This window comes from Kitasatospora sp. NPDC057936 (genome assembly GCF_042887525.1).
Lineage (GTDB): Bacteria > Actinomycetota > Actinomycetes > Streptomycetales > Streptomycetaceae > Kitasatospora.
Genome location: NZ_JBHVPD010000069.1, coordinates 17,965 through 41,796, shown reverse-complemented (window position 1 = coordinate 41,796; position 23,832 = coordinate 17,965). Strand labels below are relative to the sequence as shown.

Here is a 23,832-nt window from a genome sequence, read left to right as displayed (position 1 = left end):
CCGCCGCCCCGGGGGGGGGTTTTGCCCTGCTTAGCGCCGTCCCTGCCCCCCTCCCCGGGGGGGGGGGCGCCGCGGCCCCCCCCCACCCGCCCCCCGCCCCCACCTCGGTGTGGGCTCACGTCAGATCTGCGCCCAGACCCGGGCGTTGAGGTCGCGGTACTGCTCCCGCCAGCCGGGCAGCGCCCCGGCCATCTGCTCCGCGAACGCCGGCGGCAGCGCGGCGATCAGCGCGTCCACCACCACCGGGTCCACGTCCTCCTCGGTCCAGGTCGAGACGAGCCACCGCGGCGGCTCACCCGCCCCGGGGCCGCCCTGGCCGGCCCGGCCCGGGCCACCACCGGGGCCGCCCTGGCCCGGACCGGCGCCAGGACCGGCGCCAGGACCGCCCTTGCCCTGGCCGCCGGCCAGTTCCTCGGGGCGGATCCGGTCCACCAGCACCGGCACGATGTGCTTCTCCTCCCGGTCCAGATGCCGGCCCAGCAGCCCGGCGAGCCGCTCGGTGGCGGCCCGCGCCGTGGCGACGGCCTCGGGCGTCGTCAGGTCGGCCATCAGCCGGCCGATCTCCTTGAGCCGCGCGTCCAGTTCCTCGTGCTCCTGCTCGATGCCGTCGAGCGGCTCGGCCAGCTCCGGGGCGCGCGAGAGGGCGAGCGGGAAGAGGCTGGCGTCCTCGTTCTCGCTGTGGTCGGCCAGCACCCACTCGAACAGCCGCCAGCGGTCGTCCAGCAGGGCCGCCTGCGCGGTGTCCCGCGGGTCGAGCGCGGCGAGCGCCCGCGGGAGGCGTTCGGCGTCCCGCCGCAGGGCGTGGTGGACCAGCAGGAAGGACGTGGCGGCGGTGATCCGGCCCTGGTCGTCGAGCTGGAATTCGGTACTCATACCGGTGAACTCCCTTATCGGGTACCGCAGATGGGGACGAGCGAGGGCGACACTAGCGGAGCGCGCCCGGCCTCCGCGGCAACCCGCGGCGACCGGGCGCGCCCGGTGGTGCGCTTCGGTGCAGAGGCACTGCGGTGTCAGAGGGTGGTGAGGTAGCGGTCGACCTCCCACCCGCCGACCGCCCGGTGGTACTCGGCGAACTCCTCGTGCTTCGACCGCGCGTAGAAGTCCACGAATTCCCCCTCCCCCGCCTTGCCGAAGGCCGCGCGCAGCACCGCGTCCCGGCGGACGGCCTCGGCCGCCTCGGCGAGCGTGGCGGGCAGCGGCGCACCGCTCGACGGCTGCGCCGCGGCCGCCTCCAGGTCGGCCTCGTTCGGCGGGCCCGGGTCCGCCGACCGGTCGACGCCGTCCAGGCCGGCCGCCAGCAGCGCGGCCGTCGCCAGGTAGGGGTTCGCCGAGGAGTCGACGCAGCGCGCCTCGACCCGGCCCGGCGCCGGCACCCGCAGCAGCTGGGTGCGGTTGTTGCCGCCGTACGTGGCGTAGGTCGGCGCCCAGCTGGAGCCGGAAGCCGTGTCACCCCTGGCCCCGAGCCGCTTGTAGGAGTTGACGGTCGGGCAGGTGAAGCCGACCACCCCCGGGGCGTGCGCCAGGACGCCGCCGATGAACGCGTAGCCGAGCGCCGAGACGCCCAGGCCGCGGGCGTCGCCCTCGTCCAGGAACAGCTCCTCGCCGCCGGTGCCCCACAGGCTCAGGTGCAGGTGCAGGCCGCTGCCGGTCAGGTGACCGAAGGGCTTCGGCATGAAGCTGGCGATCAGCCCGGCGTCCCGCGCCAGCATCTGCACCAGGTACCGGAAGAGCACCACGCGGTCGGCGGTGACCAGGGCGTCGGCGTAGTCGAAGTTGTGCTCGAACTGGCCGTGGGCGTCCTCGTGGTCGTTGGAGTAGTTGCCCCAGCCGAGGCGGCCCAGGGCGCGGCTCACCTCCGCCACGTGGTCCAGCGAGCGGCCCAGGCCGCGGGCGTCGTAGCAGGGCCGGGGGCCGGTGTCCTCCGGGTCGGCGACCGCGATGCCGCCGTCGGCCGTGCGCCGCAGCAGGAAGTACTCCGGTTCGGCGCCGACCTTGAGCACCATCCCCCGCCCGGCGAGCTCGGCGAGCGCCCGGCGCAGGATCACCCGGGGGGCGTAGGGCCAGGGCGCGCCGTTGACGTGCGGGTCGCACTGGACGACCGCGAGCCCGGTCCGCCACGGCAGCACGCTGTAACTGGTGACGTCCGGAACGGCGACCACGTCCGGGTCGGCCGGCGACTGCCCGATCGACCCGACCGCGTGGCCCGCGAACCCGACCCCGTCGGCGAGCAGCCGGGGCACCGCCGCGGCCGGCACCAGCTTGCAGCACGGCCGGCCGTCCACGTTGACGAACATGGCGAGCACGAACTCGATGCCGTCCCGTTCGACGGCCCGTACGAACTCCTCCGCGGAGCGCGGCGGCCGCGCCTGGGCGTGCGTCGGAGCTTCTACACGAGTGGACACGAGATCACCCCTCCGTCAGACGTCCAGCGTGACGCGGTACTCGGCGAGCCACGTGTTGAGGCTGAGCACCATCTCCACGTCCAGCCGGCAGATCCACGCCCACACGCCCGGCTGGTCGGACACCCGCGCCGGGTTCTCGGCGACCGCCAGCGCGGCGGGGACGTCGATCAGCGGCAGCACCGGCGCGGCCGGATCGGCGAGCACCTCGCGCAGCTGGCGGCAGAGCTCGCCGAGGTAGGCGCCGTCCTGGGTGACCGGGTAGGGGCTCTTCTGCCGGTCCAGGACCTTGCGCGGCAGCAGGTCCCCGGCGGCGGCGCGCAGCAGGCTCTTCTCCCGGCCGTCGTGGTTCTTCATCGCCCAGGGGGTGTTGAAGACGTACTGGACGAACTCGTGGTCGCAGTACGGCACCCGCATCTCCAGGGCCGGCCCCATGCCGAGCCGGTCGCTGCGGTCCAGCAGCACCCCGAGCCAGCGGGTCAGGTGCAGGTGGATGACCTCGCGCATCCGGCGCTCGTGCTTCGACTCGCCGGCCAGCACCGGCACTTCGGCGAGCGCCTCGCGGTAGCGCTGGGCGACGTAACCGCGCAGGTCCAGCTTCTGCAGCAGGCCCTTGTCGAGCAGGCCGAGCCCGAGGCCGGGGTGGGCGGCGTCGTAGACGTGCATGATGCCCATCCACGGGAAGGTGTCGCTGTAGACGACGTCCTCGTTGTGGACCCACGGGAATCCGCCGAACACCTCGTCGGCGGTCTCCCCGGACAGCACCATCGTGGCCCGCTCGCGCACCGCCTTGGAGAGCAGGTACGCCGAGGCGTCCATGTCGCCGAACATCGACGGCATGTCCTGCGCCACGACGCACGCCCGCCGCACGTCCGGGTCGGCGAGCTCCTTGGTGGTCAGCGTGATCTGCTGGTGCACCGTCCCGGCGTACTTGGCCATCGCGTGCGCGAACGGCGCGTCCGAGGTGCCGCGCATCTCGTCGGACCGGAAGCCCTCCGCGCTGGTGAGCAGGAGGGAGAAGCTCTGCAGCGGCGGTTCGCCGTTCTCCTTGGCCCAGCGGGCGGCGAGCGCGGTCAGCACGCTGGAGTCGAGGCCGCCGGAGAGCAGCATGCCGCGCGGCACGTCCGCGACCAGCTGCCGGGCCACCACCTCCTCCAGCTGCTCCCGCACCCGGGTGACCGTGGTCGGCAGGTCGTCGGTGTGCGGGCGGGCCTCCAGGGCCCAGTACGTGCTCTGCGCCGAGCCCTTGCGGCTGAAGCGCAGCACGCTGCCGGGCAGGACCTCCTGGACGCCGGCGTAGATCGACACGCCGGGGGACTTCGTCTGCGCCAGCAGTTCGGCCAGCCCGCCGGCGTCTACCCGGGCGTCCACGGCCGGGTGGACGAGCAGCGCCTTGGCCTCGGAGCCGAAGACGATGCCGTTCGGCAGCCGCTTGTACAGCAGGGGCTTGATGCCCATCTGGTCGCGGATCAGGAAGAGTTCCTCCCGGCCGCTGTCCCAGATGCCGAACGCGAACATCCCGTTGAAGTGCGTGCCGCAGTCCGGGCCCCACTCCAGGTAGCCGCGGAGCACCACCTCGGTGTCGCACCGGGTCGTGAACCGGTGCCCCTTGGCTTCCAGTTCCGCGCGCAGCTCGCGGAAGTTGTAGATCTCGCCGTTGTACGTCACGGCGACGACGGCCCGGCCGTTCTCCTCGGCGGCCATCGGCTGCCCGCCGCCCGGGATGTCGATGACGGCGTTGCGGGTGTGCCCGAAGCCCGCGTGCGGCGCGAACCACACCCCGTCACCGTCGGGCCCGCGGCAGGCCAGGCTGTCCGTCATCGCCCGCACCACCGTGCGCAGCGTGTCCGCGTCCTGCTCGAAGTCGACCCATCCGGCGATCCCGCACATCCGCTCGCTCCTTCCGGCGACGCCTCCCGGCCGTCCGGCCGGTCTCCGTCTCGCCACCACGACGGGCATGGTGGCCGAGCGCGGTCGAGGCGTTCTGAAGACGCATGCCGGGCGCGGTCCGGCTTCGCGCGGACACCCCGGAGGGCCGCCCCGGGCGCCGTACGGCCCGACGGGCCGCGGGCGCTCACGCCGACCCCGCGTCAGCAACGCATCAGGGCGGCGCCAGCAAGCCGTCAAACCCGGATCGCGGGCCGCCGCGCCGGTGCAGGCTGTCGGGTACCTGCAGGTCCGCAGGTCGTTCCGGAGGTGATCCGCATGTCCGTCATCGCTGCGTTCCACTCCGCGGTCCCCGCCGTCGGCCGACGGGGGCGCGGGCTGCGCGCCACGCTCGCCGCGGCGGTCGAGCGCCTGGCCGCGAGCCCGCTCGACAGCACCGTCCTCCAGGCCATGGGCAAGGAGTCCGCGTCGGCGCGGCGGGCCGGATTGCGCGCCCAGTGGCACCCCGTCACCACCGACGAGGGGACGACCCGTCTCGAAGCCACCTGGCGCACCGCGCGCTGACCGGGGCCGCCGGTACCCCGATCACGGGGAATCCGGCCACGGGGAATCCGGTCGCCAACTGTTCACGAGCCGGTCAGGAAACTTGTAGAGACAAGTGTGCCGAGCCACCGGGATCGTATGGACGCCCGGCCGCGCCGCCGGGACCTCGAACCCCACACGGAGACATCCGCATGATTCCTGTGTCCGGCTCACGACCGTCCCGCCTCCCCGCCGCCCTCACGGCAGCGGCCCTCGCCCTCGCCCTCGCCGTCCCGGCCGCGCTCGCCACCCCGAGCGCGAGCGCGGCCACCACGACGGCCACCACGAGCGCCACCACCAGCGCCAACCTGCTGCTCAACGGCAACGCCGAGACCGGCCAGTGCAGCCCCGGCGGCTGGGAGGAGACCACCCTCCCCGGCTGGCGGATCACCGCCGGCGACCCGGTCATCGACTGCTACGGCATGCCGTCCGGCGCCACCGCCGGCTCCCCCGGCTCGCCGACCCGCGGCACGTCCTACTTCCAGGGCGGCTCCCGCGGCAGCTCCCAGATGACGCAGACGGTCGACGTGTCCCCGGCCGCCACCGCCGTCGACGGCGGTTCGGTGTCCGCCACGCTCAGCGGCTGGCTCGGCGGCGTCGGCTCGTACGACGACAACGCCAAGGCCACCGCGACCTACCTGAACGCCGCCGGCGCCTCCCTCGGCAGCTCGGCGATCGGCCCGGTGCTGGCCGCCGACCGCGGCAGCGCCACCGGCATGGTCCGGCGCAGCACCACCGGCGCCCTCCCCGCCGGCACCCGTTCGATCAAGGTCACCATCGACTTCTCGATGACGGGCACCCAGAACGACGGCATGGCCGACGACCTGTCGCTGACCCTCGACACCGCCGTCACCCCCGGCACGCTGAGCGTCCCCGCCTCGGCCGTGCCCGGCTACGACCACGTGTTCCTGATCATGATGGAGAACACGAACTACTCGGCCGCGTCCAACACCGCCACCGGCAGCCCGGGCATCGTCGGCAACACCACCGACGCGCCGTACATCAACAACACGCTGATCCCCATGGGCTCGCTGCTCACCGACTACCACGCGGGCACCCACAACTCGGACCCGAACTACGAGCAGGTCGCGTTCGGCAACAGCTACGGGCGCAGCGCCAAGGCGCCCGGCGGCAACAACAGCAACTGCATCACCAGCGCGGCCTGCGCGGCCACCAACGACGGCCTCGGCGACAAGCTCGACCAGGCCGGCAAGACCTGGGCGGAGAGCGTCTACGGGCAGACCAGCGCCTGCCAGACCACCTCCAGCGGCAACTACGAGAACGACGACGTGCCGTTCTACTACGCCCCGCGGATGAAGAACGACAACGCCTACTGCCGGGCGCACTGGCCCGCGTGGAGCGACTACACGAACGCGCTGAAGTCCGCGTCGACGACCCCGAACTTCACCTGGTTCGCGGCCGGGGCGTGCAGCGACTTCGAGTTCTGCTCGATCTCCTCCGGCGACACCTGGCTGAAGAACAACCTGCCGCTCATCTTCGACTCGCCGGCCTGGAAGAACGACCGCTCGCTGCTGATCGTCACCGTCGACGAGGACGGCAAGTCGTCGCCCGGCGGCTTCGGCCCCGGCCAGACGAACCAGGTGATGACGGTCGCCGTCGGTTCGCAGAACACCGTCAAGGCGGGCTACCGGGCGACGAACCGCTACGACCACTACAGCACCGCCCGGGTGGTCCGGGACGCGCTCGGCCTGCCGGCGATGACGAACAACGACGCCTGGGCCACCCCGTACGACGAGGTGTTCACCGGCACCGGGAGCCCCGCGCCCGCCCCCGCCCTCACCAACGGCGGCTTCGAGACCGGGGACCTCTCGGGCTGGACGACGGCCGGCTCCGCCGCCGTCACCCCGGCCGCCGCCCGCACCGGCGGCTACGGCGCGGTGCTCGGCTCCACGAGCCCGAGCGCCGCGTCCACCGCCGCCCAGACCTTCACCGCTCCGGCCGGCAGCTCCACGCTCTCCTTCTGGTACGACGTGACCTGCCCGGACACCGTCGACTACGACTGGGCGAACGCCACGCTGCAGGACGTCACCACCGGCACGAGCACCACCGTGCTGGCCAACACCTGCACCAGCGGCCTGGGTTGGCAGAACGCCACGACCCCGGTCACGGCCGGCCACAGCTACACCCTGACGCTCACCAACCAGGACGACGGCGCCGCCGGCGACCCGACGTACACCTACGTCGACGACGTCACGGTCTCCTGACGCCACCGTGCGGGGCCCGCACCGCCGGGCCCCGCACCCGCGCGCGTCACGGCCAGCCGGGCGGCCGCGACGTCTCGGTGGCCCTGGCCGCGACGATCGACTCGCAGGCCCGCCGGACCTCCGTCGCCACCCAGCCGGACGGCAGCGGCCCCTGCGCCCGCAGCGCGGCCGCCTGCCGCTGGAGCTCCCGGAGCGCGCTGCCCTGGGCGTTGGACAGCCCCATCTCCTGGTAGTCGCCCAGGTCCTTGCCCCCGTCGACGGCCATCTGGAGCCAGGGCGTGATGCTCAGGACACAGTCCTGAAAGACGCCGCCGGGCGGCGTCGTCGGCAGTTCGGCCGGGGGCGGCGCCGGTGCCGCACCCGGCCCGCCGCACGCCACCACCGCGGCCAGCCCCGCCAGTTCGGCCATCACGACCGCGAACCATCTCCGCATGCCCGCATTGTGACGCCGGTCCCCGGGCCGCACCAGGGATCGGACGGCACCATGACCGGGCAACACCAAAAAAGCGCCGCAGGACCTGTCCTGACAAGTCCTGCGGCGCGGGCCCCACGTCAGCCCGTGGCGGCGAGCGTGCCGTCGAAGGTCGCGGCGGCGAGGCCGAAGGAGAGCGTCATGCCGATGCCCGAGGTGACGGACAGCACCCGCACACCCGACGCGAGGTCGCGCACCAGCAGCGGGCCGCGGTCGCTGCTGGCGTAGACGCCCTGCCAGCGCTCCAGGACCCGCAGCCGCTCGACCCCGAGGACGCCGGCGACCGCGCCGGTCAGCAGCTCGAAGGTGTGCTCGTCGATGAACGGCGGCGTGGTGGCGTCGTAGTGGTGCGAGTCGCCGACGAGCACCGAGCCGTCGGGCAGCCGCGTGAACATCACGTTGGCGCCGATCCCCAGCAGCTCCGGGCTGTGGCCGACGACCTCCTCGCGCAGCCGGGCCGCGGACGGCTGGGCGGTGAACGCGTCGTAGCGCAGCATCGAGGTGGCGGTCAGCACCGCCGAGTCGGTGCGGAACCCCTCCGGGGCGACGGCCCGCGCCATCGTCAGCCGGCAGCGCCGGACCTCGTGCTCCTCGGCGAGGTCCGGGAACAGGTAGTCCACGTCGTGGCCGACGCACACCAGGATCCGCTCGCCGTGGACGGGGCCGCGCGTGGTGTGCACCGTGCCGGACTCGACGCCGGTGACGGCGGTGCCCCACAGGATGCGGGCGCCGGGCTGCCGCTCGATCCAGCGGGCGAGCGCGGGCGTCGCCTCGCGCGGGTTGACCCGCAGGTCGTCGGGCAGGAACGCGCCGCCCACGAGGTCCCCGGCCGCGCCGGACGCCCGCCCGAGCGCCTGCGCCGTCTCGGCGGCGGTGCGCAGCACGACGCCCCGGCCGCCGCGCTCGGCGTGCAGTTCCTCCAGCACGGCCGCCTCGGTGGCCGAGCGGGCGACCACGAGGGCGCCGGCCTCGGCGGCCCAGAACCCGGCGGCCTGCGCGGCGCGCAGCCAGCCGGCCCGGGAGCGCCGGGCGAGGCCGAGCAGGTCGCCCTCCTGGGCGCTGATGCAGCAGTGGCCGAAGTTGCGGACCGAAGCGCCGACGGGCTGCCGGTCGCGCTCGACGACGGTGACGGAGAGCCCGTTGGCGAGCGCCTCGAAGGCGTGGGCGAGGCCGACGATGCCGGCGCCGACGATCACGAGGTCGCTGCGCCCGGGCGCGGGCGAGCGGGTGACGGCGGGGGCGGTGGCGGGTGCAGTGCTGCTCATGGCCCCAGGTTCCGGGTTCGCCGGCGCCTACGTCAAGAGATGTCTGTACAAGTTACCCTCTGTTCACCTGCTCGACGATCACCGGGAACACCGGGCCACCCGGGGAAACCGCCAGGTGGAACGGCCTTGAGAAGCCACGCCCGGAAGTGTCATAGTCGTCTTGTGAAGACAAGTGACCGTCCGCTGGACCGGGCTCCCGAGGACGTCCCGCTGCACCAGCGGCTCGGCGTCGAGTTCCAGCGCCGCATCGACTCCGGCGAGTGGCCCGAGGGCCGCCCGGTGCCCAGCGAGTCGCAGCTGTGCGCCGAGTTCGGCACCTCCCGGGGCCCGGTGCGCCAGGCCCTGGCGCTGCTGCGCCGCGAGGGCAGCCTGGTCGGCGGCCGCGGCAAACCGCCGGTCGCCCGACGCGCGGCCCCCTCCCAGCCCTTCGCCACCTTCCTGTCGTTCACCCAGTGGGCCCGCGGCATCGGCCGCGAGCCCGGGCAGACGACGATCGAGGTGGCCCGCCGCCGGGCCTCCCCCGACTCGGCGGCCCGGCTCGGCATCGCCGAGGGCGCGCCGGTCGTCGAGCTCGTCCGGCTGCGGCTGCTGGACGGCGTCCCGGCCATGCTGGAACGCTCGACCTTCGTCCACGAGGTCGGCCGCGCCCTGTTCGACTTCGACCCGGACACCGGCTCCATCTACGAGGAGCTGCTGCGCCGCGAGGTCGACCTGCACCACGCCCGGCACACCATCGACGCCGTCGCGGCCTCCCCCGAGGACGCCGAGCACCTGGACATCGGCATCGGCGACCCGCTGCTGCGCGTGCGCCGGCTGACCACGTCGAGCCGGGGCGAGCCGCTGGAGGACGCCGACGACCGCTACCTCCCCACCATGGCCACCTTCACCATCGAGAACACCGTCGAAGGCCGCACCACCATCGGCCGCTACCGCACCGAAGAGGACTGATTCACCGTGATCGAGCTCGCCGCTCTGGACATGGCCGGCACCACCGTCAACGAGTCGGGCGCCGTGTACCGGGCGCTGCGCACCGCCGTCGAGCGCACCGGCGTGCCGGTCTCCGACGAGGACCTGCAGACGTGGATGGGCACCGACAAGCGCGAGGCCATCGCCGCCCTGGTCCGCCTCGGCGGCGGCACCCCCACGCCGGAACTCGTCGAGGAGGGCTACGAGGCCTTCGCCGCGTTCCTGCGCGAGGCCTACCGGGCCACGCCGCCGCAGGCCATCGAGGGCGTCGAGGAGGCGCTGGCCGAGCTGCGCCGCCGCGGCATCAAGGTCGCCCTGACCACCGGCTTCAGCGCCGACGTGGCCTACCCGCTGCTGGAGTCGCTCGGCTGGTCCGCCGGCGAGGGCGGCAACCTGGACGCCGTCGTCACCTCGGACGAGGTCCCGCGCGGCCGCCCGGCCCCGCACATGATCCACCGGGCGATGGAGAAGACCGGCGTCATCGACACCCGCCGCGTCCTGGCCGCCGGCGACACCATCGTCGACGTCGAGGCGGGCACCAACGCCGGGGCCGGGGTCGTCGTCGGGGTCCTCACCGGCGAGCTCCCGCGCGCCGCCTTCGCCGGCCACCCGCACGCCCGCGTCCTCGCCAGCGCCGCCGAGCTGCCGACCCTCCCGGAGACGCTCCCGCAGGCCCGTCCCGCGGACCTCCCCGCCGTCTGACGCCGCACCAAGGGCCGTTCGCACACACCCCCTCCGACCAGGGATTTCTCCTCCGCCACAGCCGTTCGCACGTTCTGTGCGGATTGTGCAACAGAGGCCCGGAAAGCTGTCCCGCGCCCGTTTCCCGTCCCTAGGATCGTGCCCGCCAACGCACCATCAGATGGGGACGAAACACACATGAGCAACGAGTTCGGCGGCCTGCTCGGCATCGCGCAGGAGCTGTTCGGTGACGAGCAGCGCCAGGGCCAGGGCGAGCACCACGACAACTTCCTGATGGACCTCGGGCAGAAGCTCATGAACGGCCACCAGCCGGTGCCCGAGGGCGTCGTCTACGACATCGACGAGAAGTTCTTCTCGCCCACCCACGACTTCTGGATCAAGCGCGGCGGCGAGCGCGCCTTCCAGGTCGACGAGAAGATGTTCAGCTTCAGCGGCGCGATCGCGATGCAGGACTCCGAGGGCAACGAGCTCTACCGGATCTCCGAGAAGATCATGACGCTGCGCGACATCCGCTACATCAAGCGCGGCGAGCAGACCATCGCGACGGTGAAGAAGGCGCTCTTCTCGCCGCTGGTCTACAAGTTCACGGTGACCTTCGAGAACGGCGCGGAGATCCACGTCACCGGCAACATCACCGACCACCAGTACGCCATCACCTACGGCGAGCAGGAGATCGCGCACATCTCCCGCGAGTGGTCGCTGCTGAGCGAGCACTACTCGGTCAAGATCGTCCCCGGCCAGGACGACGCCCTCATCCTCACCATCGCCGCCTGCGCCGAGGCGATGGTCCTGGACGACTGAGTCCCCACCGCCCGGGCCGTGAGCGCCCGGGCGACGCACCCCCGCAGGGGCCGTCCCGACCGCCGTCGGGACGGCCCCTGCGGCGTTCGCACCCGCCGGGCCGAGGGCCTGAGCCCCCATTACTGCTTGACAGGATGCGTAATACTGTAACGCGCGCGCACCAGAACGACACCGGAGGCCGAGTTGCACCCCTTCCTCGACCAGCGAGGACCCCTCGCCTTCGCCCACCGCGGCGGCGACCTCGGCCGCCCGGAGAACTCGCTCGCCGCGTTCGAGGCCGCCGTCGCGCTCGGCTACCGCTACCTGGAGACGGACGTCCACGCGACCTCCGACGGCGTCCTGGTCGCCTTCCACGACAGCCGGCTCGACCGCGTCACCGACCGCACCGGCGCCGTCGCCGACCAGCCCTGGAGCGCCGTGCGGCAGGCCAGGATCGGCGGCACCGAGCCGATCCCGCTGCTGGAGGAGCTGCTCGACGCGTTCCCCGACGCCCGCTTCAACATCGACGTCAAGGCCGCCCCGGCCATCGCGCCGCTGGTCGAGGCGGTCCGCCGCACCGACGCGTGGGACCGCGTCTGCGTCGGCGGCTTCTCCGACTCCCGCCTCGCGGCCGTCCGCGCCGCCGCCGGCCCGCGGCTGGCCACCTCGCTCGGCCCGCGCGAGGTCGCCCGGCTGCGGCTGCGCTCGCTGGCCGAATCACTGCTGCCCGGCCCGCTGCTGCCCGGCCGCGGGGCACCGTACGCCGGGATCTGCGCCCAGGTGCCCGAGCGGCACCGCGGCGTCCGGGTCGTCGACCGGGCCTTCGTCCGGGCCGCGCACCGCCTCGGCCTGCACGTTCACGTCTGGACTGTGGACGATCCCACACGGATCAGGGCTCTACTCGACCTGGGTGTGGATGGCATCATGGCGGATCGCATAGACGTCCTGCGGGACGTCCTCAGCGAACGCGGCTGCTGGATGGACGGCGGCGCGGCCCGAGCACGGTGATTGGAACCCATGAACACCGCGACCGACCTGCCGGACCACCCGGCGCCGGACACCCCGGCCACGGCCACCGACAGCCGTGCGCTGAACCGCACGCGCTTCGGCTGGTACATCAACGACTGGGCCAACGCCGCGTTCTCGGCGACCGTCCTGACGGTCTTCCTGGGTCCGTACCTGACGACGATCGCCAACAAGGCCGCCGACGCCAACGGTGACGTCCACCCGCTGGGACTCGCCATCCGCGCGGGCTCCTTCTTCCCGTACACAGTCTCCTTCTCGGTGCTGATATCGGTCGCGGCGATGCTGCTGGCCGGCACCGTCGCCGACCGCACCGGGCGGCACAAGGAGCTCATGTGCGGTTTCGCCTACGTGGGCGCGCTCGCCACCATGGGCATGTTCTTCCTGGACGGCGACCGCTACCTCCTCGGCGGCGGGCTGCTGGTGGTCGCCAACATCGCGTACGCGGTGTCGGTCGCCCTCTCCTACGCCTACCTGCCGGGCCTCGCCAAGCCCGACGAGCGCGACGCCGTCTCGTCCAAGGGCTGGGCGTACGGCTACGCGGGCGGCGGCCTCCTGCTGGTCGCCAACCTGGCGCTGTTCGAGAACGCCGACGCGCTCGGCCTCTCCTCCGGCACGGCCGTGCGGATCTGCCTGGCCTCGGCCGGGCTCTGGTGGGCGTTGTTCACCCTCGTCCCGCTGTTCCGGCTGCCCTCCCGGGCCGGTGTCGCCCCCGCCCGCACCAGCGCCGCGGCCGACGGCAAGCCCACCGCCGGCAGCCTGCGCGAGCTCGCCAACACCCTGCGCGGCATGCGCCGCTACCCCAAAACCCTGCTCTTCCTGGGCGCGTTCCTCTGCTACAACGACGGCATCCAGACCGTCGTCTCGCAGGCCTCGCTGTACGGCAGCGAGGAGCTGGGCATGGACCAGACCTCGCTGGTCGCCGCCGTCCTGATGGTCCAGATCGTCGCGATCGGCGGCGCGCTCCTGCTCGGCCGGATCGCCCGCCGGTACGGCGCCAAGAAGACCGTGCTCGGCTCGCTGGTCGGCTGGGTGATCACCCTCGCCCTCGGCTACTTCATGCCGGCCCACCAGCCCGCGTGGTTCTACGCCCTCGCGTGCATGATCGGCCTCGTGCTCGGCGGCAGCCAGGCACTGTCCCGCTCGCTGTTCTCGCACATGATCCCGGCCGGACGCGAGGCCGAGTACTTCAGCGTCTACAAGGTCAGCGACCGCGGCACCAGCTGGATGGGCCCGCTGGTCTTCGGCCTCGCCTACCAGGTCACCGGCAGCTACCGGCTGGCCATCATCTCGCTGCTGGTCTTCTTCGTGATCGGCTTCGCCGTACTGGCGAAGGTCCCGGTGCGCCGCGCCATCGAAGAGGTCGGCAACCCCGTCCCCGAGCGCCTCTGACACACCGACGGTGCCCCGGGGTGTGGGACGGGTCCCACACCCCGGGGCACCGTCGCATTCCCGCCCCTTCCCGCACCGCGCCCCGCTACCGGAACGACTGCCACCAGAACGGCCCAGGGACGGACAGCACCGGATCAACCCGGATAGACCGGCCCAAGAGGCCCGGCCGGCCCGGCACTTGTGGCCGAGTTCACATCAACTCACCGACCGGTATACCGATTGACGGATGATCAGCAGTGGCAGACTGTTGATAACCGAACAGTCGGACGTCCTAGGAGTTGGATGTGAACGTCACAATCTCGCCGCGTTTCTCCGAGGTCGACGTCCTCGGCCACGTGACCAACTCCGCCGTCCCGGTCTGGTTCGAGCACGGCCGTCTGCCGATCTTCCGGCTGTTCAGCAAGGAGGAGAACATGCGCGACCTCGCGCTCATCCTCCGCCGCTACGAGATCGACTTCACCAAGCAGATCCTCGCGTCCGTCGACGTCGTCATCGAGACGAAGGTGGCGAAGATCGGCAACACGTCGATCACCATCGAACAGGTCGCCCGGCAGAACGACGCCGAGGTGGCCCGCGGGACGACCGTAATGATCCACTTCGATTACCAGGCCAATGCCACCGCGCGCATTCCGGACCACATCCGCGAGGAACTCGCGGCGCTCTGACGAGCCGCATCAGCAGGGCTACCGAAGAAACGGGGATATCACCATGAGCATTCCACGGAACCGGTTAATCGACCTCGACTCCACCGCTTTCCTCGACAATTTCCAGCGCGGCATCGGCGCGTTCGACAGCGCCGTCCTGCCGCAGGAGCCGCTGTCCAAGGACAGCCTCCGCGAACTGATCGACCTCGGCATCTACCTGCCGGCCATCCCCCGCGCGTACGGCGGCCGGGAGAGCCACCGGGAGATGTGCGAAATCATCGAGATCATGTCCGAGCGCAACCTGCCCATGGGCATGTACACGATGATCGTCACGGTCCTCTTTCTCCGCAACGTCGCCTCCAGCGGCGACGAGGCGCTCAAGAAGGAGGTCTTCGAGGACTTCGCCAACAACCCCGTCATCGGCGGCCTCGCCTTCACCGAGCCGAGCAGCGGGTCGAACCTGGCGCGCATGCGGACCACGTACGAGCCGGACGGCGACGGCTACCGCATCACCGGTGTCAAGCACTGGCAGGCCTTCAGCGAGCAGGCCGACTGGTGGATCGTCTGCGCCAAGCACCCCGAGCGCAAGGAGTTCGCCTACTTCGCCCACAAGCGCTCCGACGGCGGCTTCGAGACCACCGAGGTCTACGACAGCCTCGGCCTGAAGAACCTGGGCTACGGGCTGAACACCCTCGACATCCGGGTGCCCGGACACTACCGCCTCGCCAAGAGCCGGCCGAGCCTGGGCGACGCCGCCGAGATCCTCTGCGCGTCGCGGTTCAGCAAGGCCGCCATGTCCAGCGGCTTCCTGCGCCGGCTGACCGCCGAGACGCTGCACCACGTCGAGAGCCGGCAGATCGGCGACGGCACGCTGCACGACATCGACTACGTGAAGTACAAGGTCAGCCGGATCAAGCAGAACTCCGTCGTGTGCAATGCGCTGTACCGGCACCTGATGCTCGACGAGGACTACCGCACGGACATGGAAGGCAGCATGTTCGCCTCCCTGGCCACCAAGGTGCTCTCCTCCGAGCTCATGCTGGAGTCGGCCCTCGACTACCAGCAGCTGTGCGGCGGCGAGGGCTACCGCATGGGCGCGCCGGACAACATCGCCGCCTACGCCCTGCTCGACGCGCGGGTCTACACCATCTTCGACGGCACCAACGACCTGCTCTGCCAGCACCTGGCCAACCTGTTCCTGCGCGAGTTCCAGGACTCCGGGCTGCGCTCGCCGCTGGAGTTCGTCGGCCGGTTCGGGTACCTGGAGGACGCGTTCTTCCACCTGACCGACATCAACTTCAGCCACCTCACCGACGCCTCGTCCCAGGCCAAGATCGTGATCCTGGGCCGCATCCTGTCCCGGATGTACGGCATCGGCGCGCTGGAGAAGGCCTCGCGCTCGACCGCACCCAGCGAACGGCTCGCGGTGGCCGACGCCGACTACCCGAGGGCGATCGCGGTGCTGAAGAACGAGATCCTCGCCCTGGTCAACGAGTTCGAGCTGACCGACCGACTGACCGGCACCGACAAGGCGTCGGACGTGATCCATCCGCAGACCGCCGCGCTCGCGGCCGGCTCCAAGGCAGGCATGCGCTAGTGTCCGGGAAGAACAAGAGCCTCAAGGTCTCGCTGATCGCGCTGGTGTTCGTCACCATCTACGGATCGGGCTTCGTGGGCGGCCGGTTCGGCCTGCCCTACGCGGAGCCGTTCGCCTACCTGGCCATCCGGTTCGGCGGGACCGCGGTCGTCTTGTTCGCCTGCATCCTGTGCCTGAGAATCCCGTGGCCGCGCACGCGCTCGGCCTACGTCCACCTCGCCCTCAGCGGCATCCTGCTGCAAGGGGTGTTCTCCACCGGGGTCTTCTACGCGCTGTACTACGGCATGACCCCCGCGGTGTCCGCGCTGATCATCGCGCTCCAGCCGATCCTGGTCTGGCTGATGGTCTCCGTCGCGACCGCCCGGAAGGTCAGGCCGCTGTCGGTGCTGGCGCTCGCCGGGGGACTGGCCGGGGTGGCCCTGACGGTCTACCAGGGGCTGGCGTCGTCGTCCGGGCTCACCCTGACCAACGTCGCCTTCGACTTCCTCGGGCTGGTGGGGCTGTCCACCGGGCAGTTCTACTACCAGATGAAGAACCCCGGCACGCATCCGCTGGTCAACGGCTTCCTCCAGTCCGGCTCGTCGGCCGTCGTCATGCTCGTCGGCGCGCTGGTCTTCGAGACCGGTGTCGTCCACTGGACCAGGGACCTGGTCCTGTCGGAACTGTGGATGTCGGTCGGCGTCTCGATCGGCGCGCTCAGCCTGCTGTTCGTGCTGATGCGCTCGGAGAGCGCGGACCGGGTGGCCTCGTACTTCTACGGGGTGCCGATCGCCGCGGGGCTGATCGCCTGGCCGATGCTCGGCCAGCGGCCGACCCTCTCGGAGGTCGTCGGGTTCGCGGTCATCGTGGCCTCGATCGTTCTGTTCAACCGGAGCAGCCGGGCCCCCGCCCCGGCCCCCGCCCCGGCGGCACCGGTCGGCACCGAGGTGCCGGCGGCGGACCGCTCCTGAGCACGGGCCGGGAGCGTCCGACGGTCGTCCGGCCGTCGGACGTTCCCGGCCCGTCGCGCTTCCTGGCCCACGTCCGAGCAGCTCGTTCGCTTCACCGAACGAGCTGCTCGGATCAGTGCTCCAGCGCCTCCGCCACGTGCAGCCGCTGGTCCGCCCGGAAGTGCAGGAGCAGCACCGAGCGCACCGCCTCCCCGTCCAGCGCGGTGTACGCGTGCGGCAGCGAGGCGTCGAAGCCGACGTAGTCCCCCGGCCCCAGCTCGACCTCGCACCCGTCGACCCGCACCCCGAGCCGTCCGGTCTGGACGACGGTGTGCTCGCTGCCGGCGTGCCCGGCCGAGTCCTGCGTGCCGCCCGGCCTGACCCGCTGGTCGTACACCTCGAACACCGAGTCCCCAGCCTCGATCCGGCGCAGCGGCCGCAGATCGACGCCGGCCCCGCTGAGCGGCTCCACGTCGGCCGCGCGGACCACCGTGACGCCGCCGCCCGGCGCGCCGTCGACGAGGTCGGAGATCGGCACGCCCAGCACCCGGGCCAGGCCGAACACCGTCTCCAGGGTCGGGTTGCCGGTGCCGGACTCCAGCTGGGAGAGCGTCGCCTTGCCGATCCCGGCCCGCCGCGACAGTTCGGACAGGGACAGGCCTCGCGCGGCCCGCACGCGCTTCAGGTTGGCGGCGAGCACGCCCCGGACGGATCCCTCGGAGTCGGCCACTCGAATCCCCTTCTCTCCGCACTTCGTTCGGTATACCGTACGGGACGCGCCCGCACCCGCATCCCTCCCCAGCCCTGGAGACGGCACATGACCGAGCCCGCCCAGCCCACCGAGTCCCGGCCGGCCGACACCATCAAGTACCGCAAGAACGGCCTGACCCGCGGCGTCACCGACGAACTCGCCGAGAACATGCGCCACGGCTGGGCCGACTCCGAGCGCGGCGACCTCGCGCCGATCGCGCAGGCCGCGCACACCGCCCGCCGCCGCGCCGAACTGGCCGCCGCCTTCCCCGGCGAGACGCTGGTCGTCCCGGCCGGCAACCCCAAGGTCCGCGCCAACGACACGGACTACCCGTTCCGCCCGTCCTCCGACTACGTCTACCTCACCGGCGACCAGTCCCAGGACGGCGTGCTCGTCCTCTCCCCCGCCGGCGACGCCACGCTCTACGTCCGCGACCGCTCCGACCGCGGCAACGGCGAGTTCTGGCTCGACAACCACGGCGAGCTGTGGGACGGCCGCCGCAACAGCCTCACCGAGAACGAGCGCCTGCTGGGCCTGCCCTGCCGCGACGTCCGCGCCGTCCGGGCCGACCTGCGCGCCGTCACCGGCCCGGTCCGCGTCCTGCGCGGCCACGACGCCGGGGTGGAGGAGGCGCTGCGCCATGGTGCCACCGCCGAGCGCGACGAGGAGTTCCGGGTCTTCCTGTCCGGACTGCGCCTGGTGAAGGACGAGTTCGAGATCGCCGAGCTGCGCTTCGCGTGCGCGGCCACCGCCCGCGGCTTCGAGGACGTCGTCCGGGTGCTCGGCAGCGACACCGAGACCGCCGAGCGCCTGATCGAGGGCACCTTCTTCGTCCGCGCCCGGGTCGAGGGCAACGACGTCGGCTACGGCACGATCGCCGCCGCCGGCCCGCACGCCACCACCATGCACTGGGTGCGCAACGACGGCCGAGCGATGCCGGGCCAACTCCTGCTCCTCGACGCGGGCGTGGAGACCAACGAGCTCTACACCGCCGACATCACCCGCACCCTCCCCGTCAACGGCCGCTTCGACGCGCTCCAGCGCAAGGTCTACGACGCCGTGTACGCGGCGCAGGAGGCCGGCATCGCCGCGGTGCGGCCCGGCGGCGTGTTCCGCGACTTCCACCACGCCGCCCAGCGGGTGCTCGCCGAACACCTCACCTCCTGGGGCCTGTTCGGCGACCTCACCGCCGACAAGGTCTACGAGCTCGGCCTGCACCGCCGCTTCACCCTGGCCGGCACCGGCCACATGCTCGGCATCGACGTCCACGACTGCGCCCACTCCCGCACCGAGGACCACGTCGACGGCCCGCTGAAGCCGGGCATGGTGCTCACCGTCGAGCCCGGCATCTACTTCCAGGAGGACGACCTGACCGTCCCCGCCGAGTACCGCGGCATCGGCGTGCGCATCGAGGACGACATCCTCGTCACCGAGGACGGCAACGAGAACCTCTCCGCCGGCCTCCCCCGCGAGGCCGCCGCCGTCGAGGCGTGGCTCGCCGCCCTGCGCGCCTGACCCGCCCTCAGAGCACCGGCAACGGCCGGCCGAGGAGCGGCTCCCGCCCCTCGGCCAGCCAGTACACGTACCCGCGCAGGTACGCCTCCAGCCCGCCGCCGTCCAGGTGTTCGGCGTACGCGCGCAGCGCCGCCTCCTCGTTCTGCCCGGCGTCCCCCAGCGCGAGTTCGGCGGCGATCCACTCCCGGACGGCGCCGCGCTCGCGCCACCAGGCGCGGACGGACTCCGGCGTCCAGTGGTGGTCGCCGTCGCTCGCGTAGCCGCCCTGCGGCTCGCAGGCGGCGACCTCCGCCAGGGCGGCCACCTCGCGCAGGTTCACGGGCTGCCGGTGGACGAACTCGCAGCCGTCCTCGCCGGAGAGGACGGCTGCGGGCAGGTAGTACGGCCCGTTCAGCCCGGTGTCCGTCTCCCCCGCGTAGACCGGTCCGGGCACGGCCAGCCGGCTCCGGTCCTCCCAACGGCCGTCCCCGAGTCCGCCGAACACCCGCACGGCCGGTACCGGGTCCCAGTAGGCGACCTCGTCCCAGGGCCCGTCCACCGGGAAGCGCAGCAGGTCCGTGTCGAAGCGCCGCTTGGCCTCCGCGAGCTCCCGCTCGAACGAACGCCAGCTCATCGGCTCACCTGCTCCCGCCAGTCGTCGAACCAGCGGAACCAGATCGGGGTGTCCTCGCCCCGGTGCCAACGGCTGTGGGCGGCGCTGCGTTCCTCGTCCGTGGCGTACGGCTCCTCGTGCTCCAGGTAGTCGAGGTACCACTCGCCGAAGGTCGCCGGCCGGCCCTCGTCCGTGAGCAGCGGGTTGAGCCGGTCGCAGGTGGCGCGGCCGTCGAACCACATGGTGCCGCGGTCCGGGCCGGTGACGACGAGCCAGGTCGCGAAGCCGCAGCCGTTCTCGGTCAGGCAGACGGCCCCGGCGGTGCGGGCGTCCTCGATCGCCTCGGCCTCGTCGTTCCACGCCGCGAGTGCGGCCCGGAACGCGGCCGGATCCTCGAAGTCCTCCTCGCGCAGCGGGTTGTCCCAGAAGTCGTCGGAGGCCGCCAGCGCGGTGTCGTGGTCCGGGAAGGGCTCGGCCAGGAGGGCGGGCCTGGTCTGCCGGTCCCCCGCCCAGTACCACCCGGTCTCGCCCCGGCACAGCTGCCGCGGCCAGTCCGTCCCGGCGCTGACGGTCGTCAGGAACGCGCGGTAGTCCGCCGGGAACGTGATGCCGAACTGCCGCTCGGCCTCCGCCACCTGTTCCTCGCTCAGTGGGGCCGCCAGCGGCGCCCGGCCGCGCCGCGCGCGCAGCGCGAGGGTGCGCTCGCGGATCCCGTCCCAGTCCCAGCGGACCGTGTCGTCCATGAGCGCACCCTAACCGAGCCGCCGAACGGCGACGTCAGCCGGCCAGGGGCTTGACCCAGCGGCTCCACTGCGGTTCGGGGGTGTAGCCGGCGGCCTTCCAGGTGCGGTGGCCGAGCTCGTTCTCGTCCAGGACCATCGCGTCGATCCGGCGGGCGCCGAGCGCGGCCAGGCGCTCCTCGGCGGCGGTCAGCAGGGCGGCGCCGATGCCCCGGCGGCGGTGGGCGGGGTCGACGGCGAGGCGGTACAGGTGGGCACGCCAGCCGTCCCAGCCGGCGATGACGGTGCCGAGCAGGGTGCCCGGGTCGTCGGCCGGGGTGGCGACGACGAGGCAGTGCGGGTCGCGCGCGAGCAGGGCGGCCACGCCGGCCTCGTCGTCCGAGATGCTGGTGCCCTTGGCGGCGGCGGCCCAGAGCGCGAGCAGCGCGGGTATCTCGGCGGGGGTGGCGGTGCGCAGGGCGATGTCGTCGGTCATGCGCCCGTGTCTAGCAGGACCGATCGCCCCGCCACAGGGAATTTCGCCAGGTGAACGTGCCCGTACCCGCTACCGGTCGAGCCGCCACACCGTCGTCGTCTTGACGGACGTGTCCTCCAGGTCGGCGACGACCGGCACCTCGTACGCGGCGAGCGCGGTGAACCGCTCCCGGGGCAGGTAGGCGCGGCCCGGGTCGCCGACGATGACGGTGGCGCCGCGCGCGGCGGCCCGTTCGAGGAAGGGGAGGAACCGGGCGGCCATGGCCCGTTCGTAGAAGACGTCCCCGGCGAGGACGACCTCCGCCGGGGCGCCGTCGCCGTCGACCAGGTCCACCAGGGCGCCCTCCACCCGGACGCCGTTGGCCTCGGCGTTGAGCCCGATCGCGGCGACCGCGTAGGCGTCGATCTCGGCGGCCCGCACCGACGCGGCCCCGCTCAGCGCGGCGGCGACGCCCACCACGCCCGACCCGGCGGCGACGTCGAGCACGCCGCGCCCGGCGACGAGCTCGGGGTGGTCGAGCACGTACCGGGTGACGGCGACGCCGCCCGCCCACGCGAACGCCCAGAACGGCGGCGGCAGCCCGGCCTTGCCTCGCGCCTCCTCGGTGGTCTCCCAGAGCGCGATCGCGTCGTCCGCCATGTGCAGGCGGATCTCGGGGACGAACGGGACGGGCGTCAGCTCGGTCTCGCGGAGGATGAACGCGAGGTCGGTGTTTGCTTGGTGGAGGCGCAGCTCACTCGGCATGTCCGCAGCATAGGGCCCACGAGGGACCCGTCATGCCCGCCCGGCGGCCTTCTGGGTGCGCCGCGCGAGCGAGTCGACCACGACGGCGGCGAGCAGCACCGCACCGGTGATCATGAACTGGATCGCGTTGCTGAGGCCCTCGATGTTCATCCCGGACTGGATCGAGGCGATCACCAGCGCGCCCAGCAGCGCCGACCAGGTCTTGCCGCGGCCGCCGAAGAGGCTGGTGCCGCCGATGACGGCCGCCGCGATCGCGTTCATCAGCAGGTTGCCGCCGCCGGAGGTCTGGCTGGCCGACTGGATCTGCGCGGCCAGGAAGAGGCCGCCGACGGCCGCCATGGTGGAGCAGACGGTGAAAACGCTGATCCGGATCCAGGTCACGTTGATGCCGGCCCGCCGGGCGCCCTCGATGTTGCCGCCGAGCGCGAACACCTGGCGGCCGTAGGAGGTGCGGCGCAGCACGAAGTCCAGCACCACGATGAAGATCAGGAAGATCAGCAGCGCGAGCGGCAGTCCCTTGTACTGGTTGAGCGTGTAGGCGGCGAGGAAGGCGACGATCGCCAGCAGGATGGTGCGCAGCACGATGTCGGTGACCGGGCGGGACGGTACGCCCGCGGCCGAGCGCCGGCGGGAGTCGACCAGTGAGGCGCCCAGGAAGAGCACCACGCCGGCCAGCGCGGCGCCGTAGGCGACGACCTGCTGGCCGTAGATGGTGGTGTAGAGCCTGGAAACGATGTCCTTGCCGGACAGGTTGACGGTGCCGGTGGCGCCGAGCACCTGGAGCATCAGGCCGTTCCAGCCGAGGTTACCGGCGAGGGTGACGACGAAGGCCGGGACGCCGACCTTGGCGAAGAAGATGCCCTGGATCGCGCCGACCGCCGCACCGCCGGCGATCGCGGTGATCAGCGCGACCCACTGGTTGACGCCGTGGTTGACGTTGAGGACCGCGAAGATCGCCGCGCACAGACCGCTGACCGAGCCGACCGACAGGTCGATCTCGCCGAGCAGCAGGACGAACACGACGCCGATCGCGATCATGCCGGTGCCGACGATCTGCTGCGAGAGGTTGGATAGGTTCTGGGCGGACAGGAAGCTGCTGTTGAGACTGCCGAACACGGCCCAGATCACGATCAGCGCCAGCACCACGGGCAGCGAGCCGAGTTCACCGCTGCTCATGCGGCGGCGGAACTCGCCGAGGTAGCCCTTGATGCCCTCCTGGCGCACGATCAGCCGCGGGTCCACCGCCGGGATCGCCTCGGGCGCCACCGGGACGGGCGCGTTGACGCCGCCCGTGGGCATGCTGTCCTCGGGCAGCGGGGCGTGGCGGCGTTCGGGCTCGCCGCCCTGCGGGCTCCCGGGAATGTTCTCGCTCACTGGGAACCCTCCTCGCCGCGGGCCCGCCGGCGGGTCACGGCGTTGTCCGTGGCGCCGGTGATGGCCGAGATGATCTCTTCCTGGTTGGTGTAGCGCTTGTCGAAGACGCCGTTGTTGCGGCCCAGGCGCAGCACCGCGACGGTGTCCGCCACCGCCATCACGTCCGCCATGTTGTGGCTGATGAGGATCACGCCGTGGCCCTGCTCGCGCAGCCGCTCGACGAGGTCGAGGACCTGGGCGGTCTGTTCGACGCCGAGGGCGGCGGTCGGTTCGTCGAGCATGACGACCTTGGGGGAGCCGATCAGCGCGCGGGCGATCGCGACGACCTGGCGCTGGCCTCCGGAGAGGGAGGCGACCGGGATCCGCACGCTCGGGATGCGGATGGAAAGGGTGTCGAGCAGCACGCGCGAGCGCTTCTCCATCGCGACCTCGTCGAGGATGCCGAAGCGCCGGATCTCGCGGCCGAGGAAGAGGTTGCCGACCACGTCGAGGTTGTCGCACAGCGCGAGGTCCTGGTAGACCGTGGCGATGCCCAGTTGCTGGGCGTCCTGCGGGCGGTGGATGCTCACCGGCCTGCCCTGCCACTCGATCGCGCCCTCGTCCGGCTGGTGGACCCCGGAGATCGACTTGACCAGGGTGGACTTGCCGGCGCCGTTGTCGCCGACCAGCGCGAGCACCTCGCCGGCGTGTACCTCCAGTTCGATGTCGGTGAGCGCCTGGACGGCGCCGAACCGCTTGGAGACCCCGCGCAGGGCCAGTACGGTCTCACCTGCCACAG

The 23,832-nt window shown here is 72.3% G+C and carries 23 protein-coding genes; 11 read left to right on the top strand and 12 right to left on the bottom strand.

Annotated features, from left to right (window positions below; genetic code table 11):
* Positions 1-120: 120 nt before the first annotated feature.
* The 3 genes from ACFVU9_RS30245 to asnB all read right to left on the bottom strand — a co-directional run bounded on the left by ACFVU9_RS30245 (position 121) and on the right by asnB (position 4,289).
* On the bottom strand, positions 121-873 hold the full coding sequence (locus tag ACFVU9_RS30245) for a hemerythrin domain-containing protein (RefSeq protein ID WP_387598807.1): 753 nt from the start codon (positions 871-873) through the stop codon (positions 121-123).
* Between the two features lie 137 nt (positions 874-1,010).
* On the bottom strand, positions 1,011-2,402 hold the full coding sequence (gene glnT / locus ACFVU9_RS30240) for a type III glutamate--ammonia ligase (RefSeq protein WP_387598804.1): 1,392 nt from the start codon (positions 2,400-2,402) through the stop codon (positions 1,011-1,013).
* Positions 2,403-2,417: 15 nt separating this feature from the next.
* Entirely contained in the window at positions 2,418-4,289 is a 1,872-nt protein-coding gene (asnB, locus tag ACFVU9_RS30235) for an asparagine synthase (glutamine-hydrolyzing) (protein WP_387598801.1), read from the bottom strand.
* Between the two features lie 315 nt (positions 4,290-4,604).
* Here asnB and ACFVU9_RS30230 point away from each other — a divergent pair, with 315 nt between their 5' ends.
* On the top strand, positions 4,605-4,850 hold the full coding sequence (locus tag ACFVU9_RS30230) for a hypothetical protein (protein WP_387598798.1): 246 nt from the start codon (positions 4,605-4,607) through the stop codon (positions 4,848-4,850).
* Positions 4,851-5,020: 170 nt separating this feature from the next.
* Complete coding sequence (locus ACFVU9_RS30225) at positions 5,021-7,093, top strand: alkaline phosphatase family protein (protein WP_387598795.1); 2,073 nt, start codon at positions 5,021-5,023, stop codon at positions 7,091-7,093.
* A gap of 46 nt (positions 7,094-7,139) precedes the next feature.
* On the opposite strand, the gene ACFVU9_RS30220 is transcribed toward ACFVU9_RS30225, so the two are convergent.
* Positions 7,140-7,526, bottom strand: coding sequence for a hypothetical protein (locus ACFVU9_RS30220; RefSeq protein ID WP_380445924.1), 387 nt, complete (start codon positions 7,524-7,526; stop codon positions 7,140-7,142).
* A gap of 119 nt (positions 7,527-7,645) precedes the next feature.
* A complete protein-coding gene (locus tag ACFVU9_RS30215; protein WP_380445923.1) occupies positions 7,646-8,830 on the bottom strand; it encodes a TIGR03364 family FAD-dependent oxidoreductase in 1,185 nt (394 codons plus the stop codon).
* A gap of 162 nt (positions 8,831-8,992) precedes the next feature.
* Between ACFVU9_RS30215 and ACFVU9_RS30210 the strand changes: the two genes are divergently transcribed.
* The 8 genes from ACFVU9_RS30210 to ACFVU9_RS30175 all read left to right on the top strand — a co-directional run bounded on the left by ACFVU9_RS30210 (position 8,993) and on the right by ACFVU9_RS30175 (position 16,884).
* Complete coding sequence (locus tag ACFVU9_RS30210; protein ID WP_387598791.1) at positions 8,993-9,778, top strand: GntR family transcriptional regulator; 786 nt, start codon at positions 8,993-8,995, stop codon at positions 9,776-9,778.
* A gap of 6 nt (positions 9,779-9,784) precedes the next feature.
* A complete protein-coding gene (locus tag ACFVU9_RS30205; RefSeq protein WP_380445921.1) occupies positions 9,785-10,498 on the top strand; it encodes a phosphonatase-like hydrolase in 714 nt (237 codons plus the stop codon).
* Positions 10,499-10,675: 177 nt separating this feature from the next.
* Positions 10,676-11,299: an LURP-one-related/scramblase family protein gene (locus tag ACFVU9_RS30200; protein WP_380445920.1), complete on the top strand. Its 624-nt coding sequence runs from the start codon at positions 10,676-10,678 to the stop codon at positions 11,297-11,299.
* 183 nt (positions 11,300-11,482) lie between these two features.
* Positions 11,483-12,286, top strand: a complete 804-nt coding sequence (locus ACFVU9_RS30195; protein ID WP_380445919.1) for a glycerophosphodiester phosphodiesterase — start codon at positions 11,483-11,485, stop codon at positions 12,284-12,286.
* 9 nt (positions 12,287-12,295) lie between these two features.
* Positions 12,296-13,693 carry an MFS transporter gene (locus ACFVU9_RS30190; RefSeq protein WP_387598786.1) on the top strand — a complete coding sequence of 466 codons (1,398 nt, stop codon included), beginning with the start codon at positions 12,296-12,298 and terminating at the stop codon, positions 13,691-13,693.
* Between the two features lie 284 nt (positions 13,694-13,977).
* On the top strand, positions 13,978-14,358 hold the full coding sequence (locus ACFVU9_RS30185; protein WP_380445917.1) for an acyl-CoA thioesterase: 381 nt from the start codon (positions 13,978-13,980) through the stop codon (positions 14,356-14,358).
* 43 nt (positions 14,359-14,401) lie between these two features.
* Positions 14,402-15,934 carry an acyl-CoA dehydrogenase family protein gene (locus ACFVU9_RS30180; protein ID WP_387598783.1) on the top strand — a complete coding sequence of 511 codons (1,533 nt, stop codon included), beginning with the start codon at positions 14,402-14,404 and terminating at the stop codon, positions 15,932-15,934.
* Positions 15,934-16,884, top strand: a complete 951-nt coding sequence (locus tag ACFVU9_RS30175; RefSeq protein WP_380445915.1) for a DMT family transporter — start codon at positions 15,934-15,936, stop codon at positions 16,882-16,884. The genes ACFVU9_RS30180 and ACFVU9_RS30175 overlap by 1 nt, the downstream gene beginning before the upstream one ends.
* 112 nt (positions 16,885-16,996) lie before the next feature.
* On the opposite strand, the gene ACFVU9_RS30170 is transcribed toward ACFVU9_RS30175, so the two are convergent.
* Positions 16,997-17,593 (bottom strand): helix-turn-helix domain-containing protein, encoded by a 597-nt coding sequence (locus ACFVU9_RS30170; RefSeq protein ID WP_380442339.1) that lies wholly within the window; start codon positions 17,591-17,593, stop codon positions 16,997-16,999.
* 87 nt (positions 17,594-17,680) lie between these two features.
* Here ACFVU9_RS30170 and ACFVU9_RS30165 point away from each other — a divergent pair, with 87 nt between their 5' ends.
* Positions 17,681-19,129, top strand: a complete 1,449-nt coding sequence (locus tag ACFVU9_RS30165) for an aminopeptidase P family protein (protein ID WP_380500951.1) — start codon at positions 17,681-17,683, stop codon at positions 19,127-19,129.
* 7 nt (positions 19,130-19,136) lie between these two features.
* On the opposite strand, the gene ACFVU9_RS30160 is transcribed toward ACFVU9_RS30165, so the two are convergent.
* The 6 genes from ACFVU9_RS30160 to ACFVU9_RS30135 all read right to left on the bottom strand — a co-directional run bounded on the left by ACFVU9_RS30160 (position 19,137) and on the right by ACFVU9_RS30135 (position 23,830).
* Positions 19,137-19,742 carry a ferredoxin gene (locus ACFVU9_RS30160; protein ID WP_387598778.1) on the bottom strand — a complete coding sequence of 202 codons (606 nt, stop codon included), beginning with the start codon at positions 19,740-19,742 and terminating at the stop codon, positions 19,137-19,139.
* Positions 19,739-20,464: an SMI1/KNR4 family protein gene (locus ACFVU9_RS30155; RefSeq protein ID WP_387598775.1), complete on the bottom strand. Its 726-nt coding sequence runs from the start codon at positions 20,462-20,464 to the stop codon at positions 19,739-19,741. The genes ACFVU9_RS30160 and ACFVU9_RS30155 overlap by 4 nt, the downstream gene beginning before the upstream one ends.
* Before the next feature lie 34 nt (positions 20,465-20,498).
* Positions 20,499-20,936 (bottom strand): GNAT family N-acetyltransferase, encoded by a 438-nt coding sequence (locus ACFVU9_RS30150; protein ID WP_380442330.1) that lies wholly within the window; start codon positions 20,934-20,936, stop codon positions 20,499-20,501.
* Between the two features lie 69 nt (positions 20,937-21,005).
* Positions 21,006-21,680, bottom strand: coding sequence for a class I SAM-dependent methyltransferase (locus ACFVU9_RS30145; RefSeq protein WP_387598772.1), 675 nt, complete (start codon positions 21,678-21,680; stop codon positions 21,006-21,008).
* A 30-nt stretch (positions 21,681-21,710) separates the two neighbouring features.
* Complete coding sequence (locus ACFVU9_RS30140) at positions 21,711-22,979, bottom strand: sugar ABC transporter permease (protein ID WP_387598836.1); 1,269 nt, start codon at positions 22,977-22,979, stop codon at positions 21,711-21,713.
* A 71-nt stretch (positions 22,980-23,050) separates the two neighbouring features.
* Positions 23,051-23,830: an ATP-binding cassette domain-containing protein gene (locus ACFVU9_RS30135; RefSeq protein WP_380442326.1), complete on the bottom strand. Its 780-nt coding sequence runs from the start codon at positions 23,828-23,830 to the stop codon at positions 23,051-23,053.
* Positions 23,831-23,832: the final 2 nt, after the last annotated feature.

What these genes read in the sequence shown, in the direction of transcription:
- ACFVU9_RS30245 (WP_387598807.1), bottom strand. Translation starts at nt 873, where the DNA reads ATGAGTACCGAATTCCAGCTCGACGACCAGGGCCGGATCACCGCCGCC.
- asnB (WP_387598801.1), bottom strand. Translation starts at nt 4,289, where the DNA reads ATGTGCGGGATCGCCGGATGGGTCGACTTCGAGCAGGACGCGGACACG.
- ACFVU9_RS30230 (WP_387598798.1), top strand. Translation starts at nt 4,605, where the DNA reads ATGTCCGTCATCGCTGCGTTCCACTCCGCGGTCCCCGCCGTCGGCCGA.
- ACFVU9_RS30225 (WP_387598795.1), top strand. Translation starts at nt 5,021, where the DNA reads ATGATTCCTGTGTCCGGCTCACGACCGTCCCGCCTCCCCGCCGCCCTC.
- ACFVU9_RS30220 (WP_380445924.1), bottom strand. Translation starts at nt 7,526, where the DNA reads ATGCGGAGATGGTTCGCGGTCGTGATGGCCGAACTGGCGGGGCTGGCC.
- ACFVU9_RS30215 (WP_380445923.1), bottom strand. Translation starts at nt 8,830, where the DNA reads ATGAGCAGCACTGCACCCGCCACCGCCCCCGCCGTCACCCGCTCGCCC.
- ACFVU9_RS30200 (WP_380445920.1), top strand. Translation starts at nt 10,676, where the DNA reads ATGAGCAACGAGTTCGGCGGCCTGCTCGGCATCGCGCAGGAGCTGTTC.
- ACFVU9_RS30190 (WP_387598786.1), top strand. Translation starts at nt 12,296, where the DNA reads ATGAACACCGCGACCGACCTGCCGGACCACCCGGCGCCGGACACCCCG.
- ACFVU9_RS30180 (WP_387598783.1), top strand. Translation starts at nt 14,402, where the DNA reads ATGAGCATTCCACGGAACCGGTTAATCGACCTCGACTCCACCGCTTTC.
- ACFVU9_RS30165 (WP_380500951.1), top strand. Translation starts at nt 17,681, where the DNA reads ATGACCGAGCCCGCCCAGCCCACCGAGTCCCGGCCGGCCGACACCATC.
- ACFVU9_RS30160 (WP_387598778.1), bottom strand. Translation starts at nt 19,742, where the DNA reads ATGAGCTGGCGTTCGTTCGAGCGGGAGCTCGCGGAGGCCAAGCGGCGC.
- ACFVU9_RS30155 (WP_387598775.1), bottom strand. Translation starts at nt 20,464, where the DNA reads ATGGACGACACGGTCCGCTGGGACTGGGACGGGATCCGCGAGCGCACC.
- ACFVU9_RS30150 (WP_380442330.1), bottom strand. Translation starts at nt 20,936, where the DNA reads ATGACCGACGACATCGCCCTGCGCACCGCCACCCCCGCCGAGATACCC.
- ACFVU9_RS30145 (WP_387598772.1), bottom strand. Translation starts at nt 21,680, where the DNA reads ATGCCGAGTGAGCTGCGCCTCCACCAAGCAAACACCGACCTCGCGTTC.
- ACFVU9_RS30140 (WP_387598836.1), bottom strand. Translation starts at nt 22,979, where the DNA reads ATGCCCACGGGCGGCGTCAACGCGCCCGTCCCGGTGGCGCCCGAGGCG.